This window comes from Pseudoalteromonas sp. SWXJZ10B (genome assembly GCF_015864475.1).
Lineage (GTDB): Bacteria > Pseudomonadota > Gammaproteobacteria > Enterobacterales > Alteromonadaceae > Pseudoalteromonas > Pseudoalteromonas arctica.
In genome coordinates, this window is sequence record NZ_JADYXD010000001.1 from 344,519 (window position 1) to 360,506 (window position 15,988).

The window sequence follows — 15,988 nt, forward strand, 5'->3', positions numbered from 1 at the left end:
GTGTTTCTTGCTCGCTGCGAGCGGTAACTTCTTTTGTGTTATTCTATTAGCTTACATTCATATGAAAATAACTTAAAACGGAGCAATACGCCTCGTTTTTTTAATGCTATTTGCCTAAAGATGCTGCCGAAAATTCAACCTAAAAAGATAGGTAGGCCTTAGTAATAATGAACTTTTATTGACTTAATTCGCTTATATGAACTACCTGATTACGCCCTCCACTTTTAGCATGATAGAGTGCTTTATCTGCCTCATTTATTGCGCTTTCAATTGCGGTTTTATTACATTTAATATTTATTACGCCAAAACTTGCCGTAACATTAATTACTTTATCATTAAAATGAATCGGATTACTGGCGAGTGCGTTTCTTAGTTTTTCGGGGAATGCTTTAGCTGTAGGCTCGTCGTTACGTGCTATTAATAAGGTAAATTCTTCGCCACCAATTCGGCCAAACAAATCATCTGGATTTATGCAGTCTTGCATTATTTTCGCCGCTTCTACTAACACCACATCACCTCCTGCATGTCCAAACTCATCGTTTATTTTTTTAAATTTATCTATATCCCAATAAATTAAGCTTACGTACTTATAATTATTAAGTTTATCTTTTAGTTGCTCTTGGCTTTTATTATAAAACCCACGCCTATTTAAGCAGCCCGTAAGTACATCAGTCATTGCAAGATGGTTCATTTTTTCGGCTAAATCAGACGCCATTATGAATATTATAAATACGGCCATGCCTACATGAGCAGCAGGGACTGTCATAAAATTAATTAACGTATACAGCGCTATATATTCTTCATTTACTTGGCTACCTTGTAGTAACGCTATGCTTGCTGCAACAAATAAAAGTAATCCACATAGCGTATAAGTAATACTAGCGCCTATTTCAGCAGGGAGTGATTTTTGCTTATGCCTGAAAATAATAACCGCACTTAGTATCAGTAAGATCACATCGTAATACACATACAACGACATAAATAAGCCAACATGCACATTTATGGCTGTAAAATAATAAACAGCAGCAAGAGTTACTATTGCCGAGATGATTAAATAGCGAATTTTTATACTCGAATTTACCCTAATGCAATGCCCCCATGTACCAAGTAGCACAGAGCCTACTGAGAAGCTGCTTCCTAACATCCAATATAGTGTATGAGAGTCAAATAATGGTTCTGCTAATATTGTTGCCCATTGGCATGCAGAGAGTGCGAATGCGATTGTCCAAAGCATGGCATATTGCTTTTTACCTAACGTAAACCACGACATTAAAAATATGACAGACCAAATAACACTGGTTAAAAATAGGGTAACTAATATATAAAAAACAGGGTTCATGTATTTTTATTCTTGTTTGCGTTAATTTTACTTTAGTAGATGAAAGCAGTTTATTCGAATCAATGCAGGTTATTAGTTGGCAAAAGCATAGATAGATAAGGATGGGAATCATTTCATTAAGCGGTGTATTTGAATAGTGGTATATCCCTTGCTGTAGTGACTGTAGTTTAGAGTTTAAGCTTATATGGCTTTGCTCTATTTGTAATTTTATACCTAACAGGTACTTAAGTTACGAATATTAGTAATTTTTACACGTTTATTTATATACTTAATTAAAAAGTTTAACTAATTAGAGCCTGTTTATCTTTCGAGGTTAAATGTGCAGCCGTACGTTTGGTTTTTAGGTATGGTTGAGTTTATGTTGTGTGGTTGTTCTTCATAAATAGGCGATAACGCAGCATAAATGCCAAACATACGTTGCCCTACATAGAACAGAGTTTAATCCTTAAAGGTCAATAGGCCCTGGTTTTTAGCAAAGGAAATTACAATGCATTTTTCATCTACAACATTTCACACCAAATATTTTAAAGGTGTAATAGCGCTGATTGTATTGCTTATACTAATGCGAATAGCCGCGCCTTATGTAGTTCAATACTACGTAAATTATCAGTTAAAACATACGCAAGGTGTTACGGGGCATGTTGGTGATGTAGATTTGTTTTTATATCGCGGTGCCTACGCAATTGACGACGTTGAAATTTACGCTGTTGATGCAACTTCAGCTCCGAAGCCTTTACTGAGTATTCAAACTCTTGATTTTTCACTCGCGTGGTCAGCCCTTTTAAAGGGTAATTTAGTAACAAACATGGCCTTTACGCGTCCTGAAATAGTTATTTACGATAAAGACCCCAATGCTTCTGAGCAAAATAAACAAGTAAAAGACGAAACTACCTGGGTAGGGCTCGCCAATAACTTAGTACTGTTTTCTATTGATACCTTAACAATTGAGCAAGGAAAGTTAACCTTAGTTAATTCAACTAACAGCGGTGAAAATCCTACTTTTATATCAAGTATTAACGCCAAAATTGAAAATATAACGAATGCGCAAAACCTATCAAAAACACTTGTGACTACTCTAAACGTAGAGGGAGCATTAATGGGGCAGGCTGCATTAAAGCTTAATGGCAAATTAGACCCTTTTAGCAAACAGGCTAATTTTGATTTAAACGCAGAGGTACAGCGTTTTTCAGTTAAAAATTTAGACACTGTATTTAAAGTGTACACACCATTTGATATTGAAGCCGGTGGCATTGATGGAGCAATGGAGCTTGTAGCTAAAGATAATAACTTAAATGGTTATGTAAAAGCGGGCGTTCAAAACTTGAGTGTGTTTTCGTGGCGTGAAGATATAGAAAAAGATGACGATGGAATATTTACGGCCATATTTGAAGGTAGTGTTGATTTGCTCAGCTCTATACTTGAAAACGATGAATCTAAGCTTGTAGCTGCACGTATTCCCATAGAGGGGCAATTGGATAATGCAGATGTATCGACTTTCCAAGCAGTTATTTCGGTGCTAAAAAATGCTTTTTTTGATGCCTTTAAAATGAAAGTCGATAACGTTATTTCTTTTGAAGATACAGATAATAAATCTAATACCGAGGGAAATTAAAGCGCTTTGGTAATTTTAGTTTAATTAGAATTTTAAACGGCACCCACTTTTTAAACTTTAAGTGGGTGCTTTAGTACTCTGAACAGATTAGTTTTTGCGGTTACTCAAAAGCTCTTTAAGCTCAGCAATTTGTGATTGCAGCTCGTTTACTTGCCCTTGCGTTGCAGGTAATGAGCTATCATCTGCGAGCTCTTCTCGTGCTTTGCGGTGCTCCTCACTCATAACTTCTAAAATGGCACCTACCATCATGTTTAAAAATACAAATGCGGTTAAAAATATAAACGTAAGGTAATAAATCCAGCTTAGTTCGTACACCGCCATTGTTTCGTACATTATGTCGGTCCAATCTTCAAACGTCGCCACCCTAAATAGGGTGAGCATAGAGATTGATACGTCTTGCCAAAGTACGGGGTTTATTTCCGCAAACATCATGCTGCCCATTGCAGCGTATATATAAAAAATAACAAACATTAATAGGGCTATATAACCCATTTGTGGAATGGCTTTAAGCAATGAGTTAACTAATAAGCGCAGCTCTGGGATCATCGATACCAATCGCAGTACTCTAAATATGCGAAGTAGACGAGCAATTAACATAGTAGAGCCAGCAGCAGGATATAAACTGCCCAATACTATGATGGTGTCGAATATGTTCCACCCCTTCGAAAAGAAGTGTTTTATGCCTTTGCTTGCAACATAGCGGATTATTAGTTCAATTAAAAAGAATGCGGTAATACCAACGTCCATCCAATTTAGAGCAAGCTCTACGGTAGGATGTAGTGAGTAAGTGTGCGCACCTACTGTAAGAGCAGAAACAATAATTACAGCTATAACAAATGATTGAAATATCTTGCTTTTGTCTATACGCTGAAACAACTTTTGTAACTGCGACATCATAGAAATAGATCCTTTGGAGATTAAGATTTTATGGCGCTAATATACAATAATATTGTAATAATTTAACGCTTTTTCGATATAGAAAGTGTAAGGAAATTTAATGTTTATCAATAAACTAAAAAGTAGCGCATTACTTATTGTTGGATTATGTGTTTTAGCTGGTTGTAGCTCTGACGCGCGTTTTCATGAAGTTCAATCGGCGCGCCTTGATGAATGTAACTATAAAGCCGACAAAGAATATTACGAATGCCTAGATAAACAAGACTCTAACTACGAAGAGTTTAAAAAACAGCAACAAGCAGAAACTAAATAAGTAACCTTTATATTTATGACTAAAACTCAAAAGCAGCGCGATAAGCACATTCGACTAGCACTTACTAATGCATGCGAGGCAATAAAAGAAAGCGTAATTGGTTTTGATTATCTAACGCATACCATTGACTTAAATAACGAGGCCAATACGTTAAAAGTACAGTGCTATTTTAACGATGATATAGCCCTTGAAAGTGCAAAACCGCAACTTAACGAATTAACAAATATAATACTCAAAGAGCTTACGAGTATTAAGTTGAACGCAAAACCAGCACATATTTCATTTTCAGCTAATTAACAGGGCTTTTGTTGGTTTGATAGCACATGGACGTTATAATTAGATAAATTATTTTTAGGGTTTAAATTATGGCTGTTCCTACGCGTTCGCAAATTTCACCAGGTATCACAGTAAATATTGTATTAAAAGAAGATCAACGCAGCGGCACATTAACTGAGGGTGTTGTTGAGCGCCTTTTAACAAAATCACCAAATCACCCACACGGCATTAAAGTACGTTTAGAAGATGGTCAAGTTGGCCGAGTAAAAGAGATTTTATAATGGCAGCGTTAACAGAACAGGCTTTTTGGGAATTAGTAACAACGCCTGATTTAGGGCTCGATCCGCAAAGTGTGAGCGATAACCTAAAAACTAAACTTAATGATTTAAGCGATCAACACCTTATTGATTTTGATAAGCATTTTGGCATACATATGCGCAAGTGTTTTACCTGGGATTTATTTGGTGCCGCTTTTGTGATGGCTGGATGTAACGACGATTACGGCTTTAGCGAATTTAGATGTTGGTTAATTTCGCGCGGTAAAACAGTTTTCGAAAACGCCTTAGAAAATGCTGATTCGATAGCGCAGTGTACACCCGTTTATTACTTAAACGAGCAGCCTTATCCGTACATTGATGAGTATGACTTAATAGCCGGTTTATTATTTGAAGAACGCAGTGAAGACGAATTGCCGTTTATCCCATCTGGCAGTGATGAACCCAAAGGTAAACGTTTTAAAGACAAACCTAAGTTTTTAAAGCAAAGCTACCCTTTATTATTTGCAAAGTACTGGCAATAAAATAAATACCAATTCGTATAACTAGTTAAACAATCTAATGAGTTCAGTTGACCCTTACAATTAAGCGCATTGGTATAAATCGTTTTGTTGTTTAAGTACGTATTAAATAAAGTGCTTAACAACAAAATGGTTTGTAATGAGTATCTAGGGCATGTTTACCTTTGGTGGTTGAATTTGTTCGATCCAAGAAGGATTTAATCGCGGCGCGAAATTTGTAAACTAGTGGGCTCGACAACTGCTCCTGGGTTATTCTAGTAAGAATAATAAAAACCGAGCAAAGCTTCCGTGTCCTACTCACGCGCTCGCTCCTGTAATACGACTTCTCTCCTTTTATAGTAAATCTCTGTTATAGTTGTTAAAAGTTATAAAAGCTAAGTGATTAGGCATTTTGCTATTATTTAACACGCTGACTCACGAGGATACACCCACGAAATGAAATATTTAACACTCGCTTTATTAACTGTCGCTTTTACAAGTGCAAATGCTTTTTCTGAGCCGAGTAATAAAACACGATTTATACCGTTTTTAAAGTCAAAACTGGGGGCATACGAAGTTGTGTCGACCAATTCAGGGTTATGCGTTAATAGCGATTTGAGTTTGACAGACGAAAGTGATTTAAGTGCAGGTTTTAAACTTGGAGAACAAATTGTATTTGGATCGCTCCACAATGGTACTCGCACTATTAAAAAACCAAACTTTTGTTTTATAACCAGTACGCTTAAATATAAAAGTGATGGCCTTGAAAACGGTTTAAGAATGAGCCGTTGTGAAAACCCTGCAAACGAAAAAACAATCAGTCAAAGTATCAAATTCTTAGCTGATAACACACTAAAATACACATTAAGCGAACCTAGTGTAGAGTGCACATTTAAAAAAGCAGACGAGAGCAAATAAAGCATCTAGTAAGTAGTAAATCATTCGCAGTATATTTTAGGGATATCGCGCCAACGCGTAGTGTACTGCGGCGATAAAAAATCACGGTTCATGTGCCATCGGTCATTTAATTTACTGCTTGCAAGGCTGAGCATCCCTTTTCCGTATCGATTGTTAATTGTGTCTAGGCATTGCATGAGCTTTGGGTTATCAGGGCTTTTACTAAATAAGTCACTTTGCTGAAACTGCACCGACGTTAACTCCACCGCGCCCACACCACACTTATAAAATCGAACTCCCGGTTGATAAATTTGATTAAATACCTCAGATACAGCATTAGCCATCACGCAGGTGTCGTTAGTGGGGCTGGCAAATTTATAAACAAATGACTTTTTATAATATCTATTTTCGTGTGCGCCGCTGGCTGCAAAAATATAAAGCTGATGAGTGAGCGAACGCTGGGCGCGTAGTTTATTAGCCACTGTAGTTACATGATTAATAAGGGCTGTTTTAAGCGCGGTTGGCTCACATATCCGCTCACCAAAGCTACGGGTCGAAAATATCTCGCGCTTGTCTTGTCGTACATCGTCCCAATTTAAACACGTTACGCCATTAAGCTCGCTTACCGTGCGCTCAACCACCACACTAAATGCACGGCGCATAGTTTTAGGGTTTTGCTGAGCAAGGTCCCAAGCGGTGTGTATATTCATTATTTTAAGCTTTTTAGCTAGTCGCCGGCCTATTCCCCACACATCTTCGCAGCTCATTCTTTGTAAAATAGCTTGGCGAGTTTGCTCGCTATTTATTACTGCAACACCATTAAAGCCACTGAGCTTTTTAGCGGCATGGTTAGCGGCTTTTGCTAAAGTAGGGGTCGGGCCAAAACCAACACCTACAGGAAGCTTTGTTTCGCGCCATACTGTGCGCCTTATTGTATGGCCGTATTCATGCCAGTCTTTAATTAATGATGTGTAGCCATTAAAGTGCAAAAACGATTCATCAATACTGTATATGTGCTGTGTATCGCAAAAGCGGCCAATAATATTCATCATTTTGTCGCTTAAATCAGCATAAAGCTCGTAATTACTAGAGCGAATAACAACGTTGTTTTGCTCAAGTAAATGCTTAACTTTAAAGTACGGGCCAAATTTAGGAATATTTAAGCGCCGAGCAATAGGGCAAATAGCGCATACACAGCCATCGTTATTGGTAAGTACAACCACGGGTTTGGATCGAATAGCAGGGTCGAATACTTTTTCGGCACTGGCATAAAACGACACAGCATCAACTAAGGCATACATTTTAGTAACTCTGGGCTTTGCCTGTGCATTCTTATTGATAGCGTTACTACGCCTTCTAGCTGAAACTCGTCTGCAGAGGTTAGTTGTACAGGCTTATGTAAAGAAGAAGCAGAAAGCAGCCGTGCATTGGTTTTATCAAGTAGTTTGCATACAAAAAGACCATTTAAGTTAGCAACAATAACGTCACCATTTTCTGCAGGCTCTGCACGGTCGATTACTAATAAGTCCCCTTCAAAAATTCCGACTTCTTGCATAGAGTTACCCGATGCAATACCAATAAACGTAGCATCTGGATGCTTTATTAAAAGCTCATCAAGGGTTACACCTAGCTCGGTGTACTGCGCTGCGGGGGATTCAAAACCACACACGCCTGCTTCTATATAAATGGGAATGACAAACATAACACAACCTAAAATGCATATACTGTATAAGTGTACAGTATATGCGTTTTGTGTAAGTTATGCCAAGAAATGTATGGCTGATCAATCCATGTTTTTGATCATTTGTTGTGCGGTATCTAAAAAGTCTTTGATTTGTTGAGGGTTTAAGTTTTTACACATTTGATTATTTATTTTCTGCTCTGATGCTAATAACTTATCAAAAAGAACTTTACCTTGCTCTGTGAGCGACAAAATAAAGCAGCGTTTATCGTGCTCACTCGCCTGTTTATTAATTAAATTTAAGCCAATAAGATCTTTAATTAGCCGTGCTATTTGCGCTTTGTCGCGCTGCGTTTTAGTAACAATATCGTTAGCCGTGCAGTTATTTATGTTCGCGATAATATGTATGCAGCGTACGTGCATAGCATTAATACCCAGTTCGCCTGCGTTAATCGCTTCGCGAATTGTTACACGGTAATTTTGCATTAGTTCAAACAAGGTATTTGATAAAGGTGTATTCATAGAACTCTCAATATGGTTGACAAAGTCAATTAAATTGCTATAGTTGATTTTATCAACCAATGGGGCGTTGTGCAATGACTGCTTTTATAGCAGTTAATTATTTAAACCTAAGTTTTGTAAACGAGGTGATTTAAAATGGGTAAACAAGTTCGCAAAGCAACAGTATTAAGCACTGAGCAAATTACACCGCACTTACAGCGCATTGTTGTAGGCTCAGACGATTTTGCAGATATAACCTCCGCGCACATTGGTAATTATGTAAAAGTACTGTTCCCAAAAAATGGTGAAGTAGATTTTAACTTAAAAACAGCGTGTATGCGATCATACACAATAAGGCATGTGGATGCGCAAACCGGCGCACTAACGCTTGATTTTGTTATAAATATGCACCAAGGCCTGGCAACCGATTGGGCTAAAATTGCAAAAGTAGGCGATGCGTTAGGTATTGCAGGACCAGGCCCTAAAAAGTTAGATAATTATGCGCACCCTCATTATATATTGCTGGGCGATTTAACCTCAGTAAATGCTATAAAAGGCTATGTGCAGCAGTTACCTGAAGCTGCAATAATTGATGCATTTGTACATGCCCCTACTGAGCAAGACATTATCGATTTAGAAACAAATCGCGATATAAACTGGTTAATTACCAATAGTGCCGATACAGCAATACTAAGTGCACTTAAAAATTTTCACGTTACAGAGCAGCCACCTATTGTATTTATGGCATTAGAGGCAGGCCTTGTACGTACAGTAAAAACGCTGCTAACTGAGCACCTTAATATACCGCGCGGTAATATTGTATCCTCTGGTTATTGGAAAAAAGGCGTAGACTCAGAAGGCTATAAAAAGCAGCGTCAACGTGATGCGCAACTTGCTTGAATACCTTAGAGCAAAATAACATATACCTATTTTGCTTTAATACCTCTGCGTAACTTGAATTGACCTAATAGCAGACCCATTTAAGTGTTTTATGCTAATGATGTAATCCATTATTAGCATGCATTTTTAGGAGCTGCTATTTTGTTAACTTCCATTCCTTTTTCGTTATTAGAACTTGCCCCCATGATCAAAGGGGACAGCGTTACTAACACTCTTCATAAAAGTACTAAATACGCACAACGTGCAGATGAACTTGGCTTTAACCGCTTTTGGCTTGCTGAGCATCATAATATGCCTGGTATAATTTGCGCTGCCACTTCTATTTTGGTTGGCCATATTGCAGGTAATACCAAAAAGATACGCGTTGGATCGGGCGGTATTATGCTGCCAAACCACTCCCCATTAGTTGTTGCTGAACAATTTGGTACGTTAGAGAGCTTATATCCAGGGCGAATAGATTTAGGATTAGGGCGCGCACCAGGCAGCGACCCTGTAACGAGTCGTGCATTAAACAACGATATGAGCCGTGCAGAAAACTTCCCGGGTGAAGTAACTGAACTGCAAACATTGTTAGGTCCTTACAACGGTACGCACCCTATACGTGCTATACCGGGTGAGGACACAAACGTTCCTATTTGGTTATTAGGCTCGAGTTTATTTAGCGCGCAACTAGCGGCGCAAAAAGGGTTACCGTATGTATTTGCAGGACATTTTGCACCGCGCTTCGTGCACGATGCAATAGCGTTGTATAAGCGCGAATTTAAAGCATCAAGCGACCTTGATAAGCCATACGTAATGCTTGCACTGCCTTTAGTGGCAGCAGACACCGACGATGAAGCGCAATACTTGTCGACTACTTCTAAGCAACGTGTGCTCGAACTGATACGCGGTAACGAGCTGTGGCTAAAACCACCTGTTGAAAGTATGGACGGGTTGTGGAGCGAACAAGAACGCGCTCATGTAGAGAACTTTTTAAGTCTAAGCGTAGTAGGCGGACATGTAAGTATTAAACACAAGTTAGAGATGATAGCGAAGCAGCTAGAAGTAGATGAGTTTATATTTACCAATGATGTATTCGATAGTGAAAAACGCCACCGTGCACTCGAAATTTTAATGGAAATAAAACACTAAAATATAGTTAGTTAAGCAAGCGTACACTCTGGGCTTGTTAACATACAGACATCATCAAAAGTTAAACTTTTTTAACTCATTTTATTAACTTTAAGTGATGTCTGTATTTGTTATTTAAATATTCAAAGTAAATTTGATTGCTATTTTTAGTATATATTTTGCTTTATATATCGTTCTGTTTTTTCAATCGAACTGATTTAAATAATCAATTTTAAGATATCACTTTTGTTTTTTATAATGTATGTATTAAACCAAACATCATTAAATAAAGGTAGGTTCACCGTGAAGTCTCTAAATAGCGCAACAGCTAATTCAGTTAACAAAACAGCGCAACCAAAAGTTGCACTGATTGCTGAAGGTGGCGGGCAGCGAGGGATCTTCACAGCTGGCGTACTTGATGCGTGGTTAGAGCAAGAATATGACCCATTCGATTTATTCATTGGCACCTCTGCAGGTTCGCAAAACTTAACTAGTTACTTAGCGCGTCAAAAAGGCTATGCCAAACGCCTAATTAGAGGGCTTTCGCGTAACAAACGTTTTTTTCAGCTTGGTCGCGGATTAGTGGGTAAACACATAGTTGACCTAGATTGGTACTTTGACAAAACCACTGAAGTAAAAAGAGCGATAGACTTTAAAACAGCAAAAATAAGTTTAGGCGAACGTGAGCTACTTATTACAGCTACTAATGCGCGAGACAGAAAGCCATATTACTTATCGCCAACAGGTGAAGATAATCAATGGCGCGATCTTTTAAAAGCATCAAGCGCACTGCCATTTTTGTACAAAGAGGGTGTAAAATTAACACCTTGGTCAAGTGCAAAGACAGCGAGCGAAACTCACTTAGTTGAAGAACAAACACAAGCTGATTTTTATCTTGATGGCGGCCTAGCTGCACCACTCCCAGTACGTGAAGCTTACAATCGAGGCGCTCGTAAAATTGTGGTAATAAGAACAGTTGACGCTAATTTTCAGGCGCAATCTGCATGGGTACAAAAGCTAAGAACATTTGCTATTGCATCAGGCTATTGTCCAAAAACATTAGACTACTTAATACAGCACGAGAAAGCGTATTTAGATGAACTTGAATTTATTGCAAACCCACCTGATGATGTAGAAATAATACAAATTTTTGCAGACGAAAAACTGCATAGCAAATTATTAGGCAGTTCAAATAACGATTTACGTTTTGATCATAAATTAGGCTTAGATGCTGGTCGCTCATACTTAGCAATGCAAAATTTACAGATTAACAGCAACAACCATTACAGTGCACCTACACAATACAGCTATAACTAATTAAATATAATTACAAAAAAGCGCATAACTTTATGCGCTATTTTTTTGCCATTCTTAATCCTCATTACGCCTCATATAAACCTTACTGCATCAAAATAAAAAATATTGCATCCCGCACCTATGCGCAAAATAAAATACTGAATCTTAAAAAGATATTATTGATTTTTTAACTAATCAATATAAAGTGTAGGTGTGATTTATTATTCGCATTTATAGAAATAAAATTCAATGCTAAATGTGCTTGCTTACAGATTATTAAACATCAATACACACTTCACTTTGGGGTAAAGCCAACATTAAACATTATTATATTTAATGCATAATGAGCTGCCGGATTTTTTAAGTTAAGTAGCGCTACATGCAGAGTTTAAAGTCGGTGCTAACATAAAGTAAAAGTATAAAATAAAAAAGGATTAGTAATGTTCGATACCGTCGTCAAAAGTGTAAACAACCTTTTGTGGGGAGAGGGTCAGGTACTTATTTATATACTTTTGTTTACAGGTATATGGTTTTCGGTACGACTAAAAGCAATTCAAATACTTAAATTTAAACATATGTTTAGCCTTTTAAAAGGCAGCAGTAAATGTAAAAAAGACGACATTTCATCATTCCAAGCGTTGTGTACAGGGCTTTGCGCACGAGTAGGGACAGGTAATTTAGCCGGTGTGGCAGTGGCAATTTCACTTGGCGGCAGCGGCGCTATATTTTGGATGTGGGTAATCGCCATATTGGGCATGGCTACAGGCTTTGCCGAAAGCGTACTTGGGCAAGTATATAAAGTGCGCGATAGTGGCGGCGAGTTTAGAGGCGGCCCTGCGTATTATATTCAACAAGGTTTGGGTAGCCGGGCGTTTGCAATTGTGTTTGCCGCGTGTTTGTTTTTAGGTTACGGCTTTACGTTTAGCGCAATGCAAACTAACACAATTACCGACGCGCTTAATTACGCGTTTGAAGTTCCTACATTTTATTCAGGTCTGGTTATTACCGTACTCGCAGGCTCAATTATACTCGGTGGCTTTAAAGCAATTGCCCGTTTTGCAGAGCGTGTTGTGCCAATAATGGGCATTGTGTTTGTACTTGCTGCCGTAATTATTACTATTATAAATTTCACGCAAGTACCTGCCATGCTTAAAGATATATTTTTATCAGCATTTGGTTTACAAGAAGCCGGAGCGGGTGCAATGGGCGCAGCAATTAAAAACGGTATTCAACGTGGTTTATATTCTAATGAGGCCGGTGCAGGTAGTGTTCCGCATGCTTCAGCAAGTGCCAGCCCAATTCCTAATCACCCAGTAACGCAAGGTTACATACAAATGCTAGGCGTATTTTTCGATACAATCGTACTGTGTAGCTGTACCGCCGTTATTATTTTATTAGCCGATATAGACATTAGCGGCGAAATGGAAGGCATTCGTTTAACACAAAGCGCGATGACCGCTCACTTAGCACAAGGTGGTGTTTACTTTGTTGCAGCTGCAATTACCTTATTTGCATTTACATCGGTGGTGGCAAATTACGCCTATGCAGAGAGTAACTTGCACCTCTTTAAGCTCGACAACAAAGTAGGGCGCGGCATTTACACTTTGCTTTATTTATCAATGATGTTGTGGGGCGCATCAGCTACGTTAAAAGAAGTGTGGGATTTAGCCGATATTGCCTTAGGGCTAATGACAGTAGTTAACGTTATCGCTATTATACTGTTAACGCCGACTATTTTGTCTGTTACCAGCGATTACCACGCACAAAGAGACAAAGGTTTAGAGCCCGAATTTAAAGTAAAAGATGTAAAAGTACAGGGCAAATGCGAAGACGGCATTTGGGACTGATTAACGTATTTTAAGCACTTTTAACGATAAAAAGCGGTTTTATGGCAACATGAAACCGCTTTTTGTTTTGAATAATTATTCACTTTCAGTTTTAAATAAACAACTAAAATAATCAATAATAAAGGCACAGTTTTTTAGATGATAGAGATTCACGCAGGTAAAACCGCAGCAAAAATAATAAACGAACAAGGCTTTAAACCAGAACTTTTCACCTCATTTTTAGGCGCAAGTGGTGGCCCAAAATGGTTTACGTTATTTGGTTTAGATAAATATATTTTTGGTGAATTTTTTAAAAACCGAACTCAACCACTTAATTTAATTGGATCATCTGCCGGCGCTTTTCGCTCTGCATGTTTTGCACAAAACGATCCCGTTGCTGCCATTGAGCGCTTAGCAAAATCGTATTCACAAACCCGATACTCAAGTAACAAACCAACACCAAGTGAAATAACAATAAAAGCGCGCGCATTACTTGAAGATGTTTTTGGCGATAACGGCGTAAACGAAATTATAAATAACCCCGTATTTAAAGCGCATTTTATAGTGGCTAAATCAAATGGATTTATTGCCAGCGAAAATAAATTAATACAGCTTATGGGTTTATCAAAAAGTTATATGCTCAACCGCGTTAACCGAAAGTTATTAGGCTCGCAGTATGAGCGTTTTATATTTGGCCCAGCAACAAGTGACTTATCAATTACCGACAGCTACAATTTTAAAACACAAAACATAGCACTCACACAAACAAACTTAAAAGATGCATTACTTGCATCAGGCTCTATACCGCTTGTTATGCAAGGTATAAAAAATATTGCAGGCTCACCACCTGGAATATATCGCGACGGCGGAATTATTGACTACCACTTTGATTTAAAAATAAATAACCCAGGCTTAATTTTATATCCGCATTTTAATTCAGAGCCAAAAGCAGGGTGGTTCGATAAAAATTTAAAACGCAAAGTGTCACCTATTAATTACGATAATGTAGTGATGATCACCCCATCAAAAGAATTTATAGCAAGCTTACCTTACGGAAAAATTCCAGACAGGAATGACTTTACCGATCTAGATGCAGACACACGTATTAAATATTGGAATACCGTTTTTAGTGAAACTGAAAAATTAGCTGAAGCGTTTGATACTAAATTAAATAATGAAAACTTTAATTTATTATCATATTACTAATTTGATAACTGAAAATTGGCAACTCATAAATTACAGTATGTACTCTATAAATATTTCATATTAAATTCAGTGTGTTAAATTAACTGTCAAAAAGGACAGATTGTTTTTTGTATAATACCTTAAATCAACTAAAATTAACTCTCACATGATTTAAGGATTAGATAATGTTACATAAAGAAATAGAAGCAGCAGAAAAGTGGCATCTAGTAGAAGATAAAATAGATAAATTAGTTAGAGAATTTACTGAGTTTAACCTTGAAAAAGAAGGGAATATTCATACACCAGAAGCAGACGAATATCGAAAAGACTTATTAAAGCTTCATGAAAAATCGTCTGAACTCTTCAAGGTTTTCGTTTATACAAATTGAAAAAGGGCGAAAGCCCTTAACTTAATTATTTAAAAATATAATTATATTCTCTGTAATCACTTAGGGTTTTACAGTTTTCATAATGATAATGAAAAAATCTAGTTGTTGGTTCCAAGTTAGAAAAAGAGTTAGATGTAAGTGTATCAGAAACTACCAATTGGTCGATTAATCTAAATAAAGCTGAGTCATCAAGCTCTATTAATAATTTAGCAAGCTCACTATCAAGGTAAGGAAGTAGGTTAAGTAATTTATTTATATCCTTTTGAACATTTAGTGAATAAAATTTTAGGTACTCAAGCCAAGTTATGCCTTCACCAATGGATTCAAACTTCAAATCAGTTATTACAGAGTTAGTATCTACTTTAGATAAGATAACCTTCATTTCGTTATAAGATATATTGCCTGCAACCTTTATATCAGGTGGGTCAAAAATATTATTAAAAATATTATTAAAAATATTATCAATCAGAATATTATTTCTAGAAGTTATACGAAATAATACAGTATAAATATAGGTAGAAATATTCTCCTTATCTTTTAATTCCTTTCTATATACAACCACATAGTAAAATATATAACTAGTTATAAAGGATAAAGATATTGTATAAATAAGCTTCTCAAAATCACTTCCCCAATAAAATATGCTTGGAATGTAGTTTGAAAAAAACACGATAATTAAAAGTAAGGTTATGGTTAAGGCTAGTAAAAAATTTAAGTGTTTACTGGGTAGAACTCTTTTAGTTATGTACACTATTTTAACTTCCTGTTCTTTCTGAAATTTCCCAAATAATATTTAATAACTGATGCTGTAAATCAGATAAATAAACATTCTGAGTTTTATGATTTGCTTTCAGTGTTTTATACATCACTTCGGATTTCCTTGCCGACCACTTTAACGCTGAACTAACTGAACATCCGAGGGTTTAACTTTCTCTAAGAAGTAAACATTGTATAATCTTTTATCGAAATTATACAGTCTGCCTACGCACCT

The 15,988-nt window shown here is 37.1% G+C and carries 18 protein-coding genes; 12 read left to right on the top strand and 6 right to left on the bottom strand.

The genetic code is table 11. The annotated features are described in order from the left end of the window. Positions 1-175: 175 nt before the first annotated feature. The gene (locus I6F54_RS01525) at positions 176-1,339 is read right to left on the bottom strand and encodes a GGDEF domain-containing protein (RefSeq protein ID WP_165727962.1); all 1,164 of its coding nucleotides are present in this window, start codon (positions 1,337-1,339) and stop codon (positions 176-178) included. A gap of 487 nt (positions 1,340-1,826) precedes the next feature. Here I6F54_RS01525 and I6F54_RS01530 point away from each other — a divergent pair, with 487 nt between their 5' ends. Further along, positions 1,827-2,951 (top strand): DUF748 domain-containing protein, encoded by a 1,125-nt coding sequence (locus I6F54_RS01530; RefSeq protein ID WP_165727961.1) that lies wholly within the window; start codon positions 1,827-1,829, stop codon positions 2,949-2,951. Between the two features lie 87 nt (positions 2,952-3,038). On the opposite strand, the gene I6F54_RS01535 is transcribed toward I6F54_RS01530, so the two are convergent. Continuing rightward, on the bottom strand, positions 3,039-3,848 hold the full coding sequence (locus I6F54_RS01535; protein ID WP_165727960.1) for an ion transporter: 810 nt from the start codon (positions 3,846-3,848) through the stop codon (positions 3,039-3,041). Positions 3,849-3,948: 100 nt separating this feature from the next. On the opposite strand from I6F54_RS01535, the gene I6F54_RS01540 reads away from it, so the two are divergent. The 5 genes from I6F54_RS01540 to I6F54_RS01560 all read left to right on the top strand — a co-directional run bounded on the left by I6F54_RS01540 (position 3,949) and on the right by I6F54_RS01560 (position 6,130). Then, positions 3,949-4,161 (top strand): hypothetical protein, encoded by a 213-nt coding sequence (locus I6F54_RS01540; RefSeq protein ID WP_007583226.1) that lies wholly within the window; start codon positions 3,949-3,951, stop codon positions 4,159-4,161. A 15-nt stretch (positions 4,162-4,176) separates the two neighbouring features. Further along, the gene (locus tag I6F54_RS01545) at positions 4,177-4,458 is read left to right on the top strand and encodes a hypothetical protein (protein WP_007583225.1); all 282 of its coding nucleotides are present in this window, start codon (positions 4,177-4,179) and stop codon (positions 4,456-4,458) included. A gap of 68 nt (positions 4,459-4,526) precedes the next feature. Beyond that, positions 4,527-4,718: a YwbE family protein gene (locus I6F54_RS01550; RefSeq protein WP_007377588.1), complete on the top strand. Its 192-nt coding sequence runs from the start codon at positions 4,527-4,529 to the stop codon at positions 4,716-4,718. Further along, on the top strand, positions 4,718-5,236 hold the full coding sequence (locus I6F54_RS01555; protein WP_007377587.1) for a DUF4240 domain-containing protein: 519 nt from the start codon (positions 4,718-4,720) through the stop codon (positions 5,234-5,236). The genes I6F54_RS01550 and I6F54_RS01555 overlap by 1 nt, the downstream gene beginning before the upstream one ends. Positions 5,237-5,668: 432 nt before the next feature. Beyond that, positions 5,669-6,130, top strand: a complete 462-nt coding sequence (locus I6F54_RS01560; protein WP_010552920.1) for a hypothetical protein — start codon at positions 5,669-5,671, stop codon at positions 6,128-6,130. Between the two features lie 20 nt (positions 6,131-6,150). On the opposite strand, the gene I6F54_RS01565 is transcribed toward I6F54_RS01560, so the two are convergent. The 3 genes from I6F54_RS01565 to I6F54_RS01575 all read right to left on the bottom strand — a co-directional run bounded on the left by I6F54_RS01565 (position 6,151) and on the right by I6F54_RS01575 (position 8,312). Continuing rightward, positions 6,151-7,410, bottom strand: a complete 1,260-nt coding sequence (locus I6F54_RS01565) for a Y-family DNA polymerase (RefSeq protein WP_197139423.1) — start codon at positions 7,408-7,410, stop codon at positions 6,151-6,153. Further along, positions 7,398-7,811, bottom strand: a complete 414-nt coding sequence (locus I6F54_RS01570; protein ID WP_010552918.1) for a S24 family peptidase — start codon at positions 7,809-7,811, stop codon at positions 7,398-7,400. Before I6F54_RS01570 ends, I6F54_RS01565 begins: the two co-directional genes overlap by 13 nt. Positions 7,812-7,892: 81 nt before the next feature. Beyond that, the gene (locus tag I6F54_RS01575) at positions 7,893-8,312 is read right to left on the bottom strand and encodes a MarR family winged helix-turn-helix transcriptional regulator (RefSeq protein WP_197139424.1); all 420 of its coding nucleotides are present in this window, start codon (positions 8,310-8,312) and stop codon (positions 7,893-7,895) included. 135 nt (positions 8,313-8,447) lie between these two features. On the opposite strand from I6F54_RS01575, the gene I6F54_RS01580 reads away from it, so the two are divergent. From I6F54_RS01580 to I6F54_RS01605, 6 genes are all read left to right on the top strand, one after another. Beyond that, positions 8,448-9,191 (top strand): siderophore-interacting protein, encoded by a 744-nt coding sequence (locus I6F54_RS01580; RefSeq protein WP_197139425.1) that lies wholly within the window; start codon positions 8,448-8,450, stop codon positions 9,189-9,191. 141 nt (positions 9,192-9,332) lie between these two features. After that, on the top strand, positions 9,333-10,322 hold the full coding sequence (locus I6F54_RS01585; protein WP_165727955.1) for an LLM class flavin-dependent oxidoreductase: 990 nt from the start codon (positions 9,333-9,335) through the stop codon (positions 10,320-10,322). 282 nt (positions 10,323-10,604) lie between these two features. After that, positions 10,605-11,618 carry a patatin-like phospholipase family protein gene (locus I6F54_RS01590; protein WP_197139426.1) on the top strand — a complete coding sequence of 338 codons (1,014 nt, stop codon included), beginning with the start codon at positions 10,605-10,607 and terminating at the stop codon, positions 11,616-11,618. Between the two features lie 419 nt (positions 11,619-12,037). Then, complete coding sequence (locus tag I6F54_RS01595; protein WP_076924661.1) at positions 12,038-13,444, top strand: alanine/glycine:cation symporter family protein; 1,407 nt, start codon at positions 12,038-12,040, stop codon at positions 13,442-13,444. A 138-nt stretch (positions 13,445-13,582) separates the two neighbouring features. After that, positions 13,583-14,629, top strand: coding sequence for a patatin-like phospholipase family protein (locus I6F54_RS01600; RefSeq protein WP_197139427.1), 1,047 nt, complete (start codon positions 13,583-13,585; stop codon positions 14,627-14,629). 164 nt (positions 14,630-14,793) lie between these two features. Beyond that, positions 14,794-14,997, top strand: a complete 204-nt coding sequence (locus I6F54_RS01605; protein WP_165727951.1) for a hypothetical protein — start codon at positions 14,794-14,796, stop codon at positions 14,995-14,997. Between the two features lie 25 nt (positions 14,998-15,022). On the opposite strand, the gene I6F54_RS01610 is transcribed toward I6F54_RS01605, so the two are convergent. Beyond that, entirely contained in the window at positions 15,023-15,748 is a 726-nt protein-coding gene (locus I6F54_RS01610; protein ID WP_197139428.1) for a hypothetical protein, read from the bottom strand. Positions 15,749-15,988: the final 240 nt, after the last annotated feature.

Bases quoted from the DNA above. Each gene is read 5' to 3' on its own strand.
- I6F54_RS01525 (WP_165727962.1), bottom strand. From the start codon at position 1,339: ATGAACCCTGTTTTTTATATATTAGTTACCCTATTTTTAACCAGTGTT.
- I6F54_RS01530 (WP_165727961.1), top strand. From the start codon at position 1,827: ATGCATTTTTCATCTACAACATTTCACACCAAATATTTTAAAGGTGTA.
- I6F54_RS01535 (WP_165727960.1), bottom strand. From the start codon at position 3,848: ATGATGTCGCAGTTACAAAAGTTGTTTCAGCGTATAGACAAAAGCAAG.
- I6F54_RS01540 (WP_007583226.1), top strand. From the start codon at position 3,949: ATGTTTATCAATAAACTAAAAAGTAGCGCATTACTTATTGTTGGATTA.
- I6F54_RS01545 (WP_007583225.1), top strand. From the start codon at position 4,177: ATGACTAAAACTCAAAAGCAGCGCGATAAGCACATTCGACTAGCACTT.
- I6F54_RS01550 (WP_007377588.1), top strand. From the start codon at position 4,527: ATGGCTGTTCCTACGCGTTCGCAAATTTCACCAGGTATCACAGTAAAT.
- I6F54_RS01555 (WP_007377587.1), top strand. From the start codon at position 4,718: ATGGCAGCGTTAACAGAACAGGCTTTTTGGGAATTAGTAACAACGCCT.
- I6F54_RS01560 (WP_010552920.1), top strand. From the start codon at position 5,669: ATGAAATATTTAACACTCGCTTTATTAACTGTCGCTTTTACAAGTGCA.
- I6F54_RS01565 (WP_197139423.1), bottom strand. From the start codon at position 7,410: ATGTATGCCTTAGTTGATGCTGTGTCGTTTTATGCCAGTGCCGAAAAA.
- I6F54_RS01570 (WP_010552918.1), bottom strand. From the start codon at position 7,811: ATGTTTGTCATTCCCATTTATATAGAAGCAGGCGTGTGTGGTTTTGAA.
- I6F54_RS01575 (WP_197139424.1), bottom strand. From the start codon at position 8,312: ATGAATACACCTTTATCAAATACCTTGTTTGAACTAATGCAAAATTAC.
- I6F54_RS01580 (WP_197139425.1), top strand. From the start codon at position 8,448: ATGGGTAAACAAGTTCGCAAAGCAACAGTATTAAGCACTGAGCAAATT.
- I6F54_RS01595 (WP_076924661.1), top strand. From the start codon at position 12,038: ATGTTCGATACCGTCGTCAAAAGTGTAAACAACCTTTTGTGGGGAGAG.
- I6F54_RS01600 (WP_197139427.1), top strand. From the start codon at position 13,583: ATGATAGAGATTCACGCAGGTAAAACCGCAGCAAAAATAATAAACGAA.
- I6F54_RS01605 (WP_165727951.1), top strand. From the start codon at position 14,794: ATGTTACATAAAGAAATAGAAGCAGCAGAAAAGTGGCATCTAGTAGAA.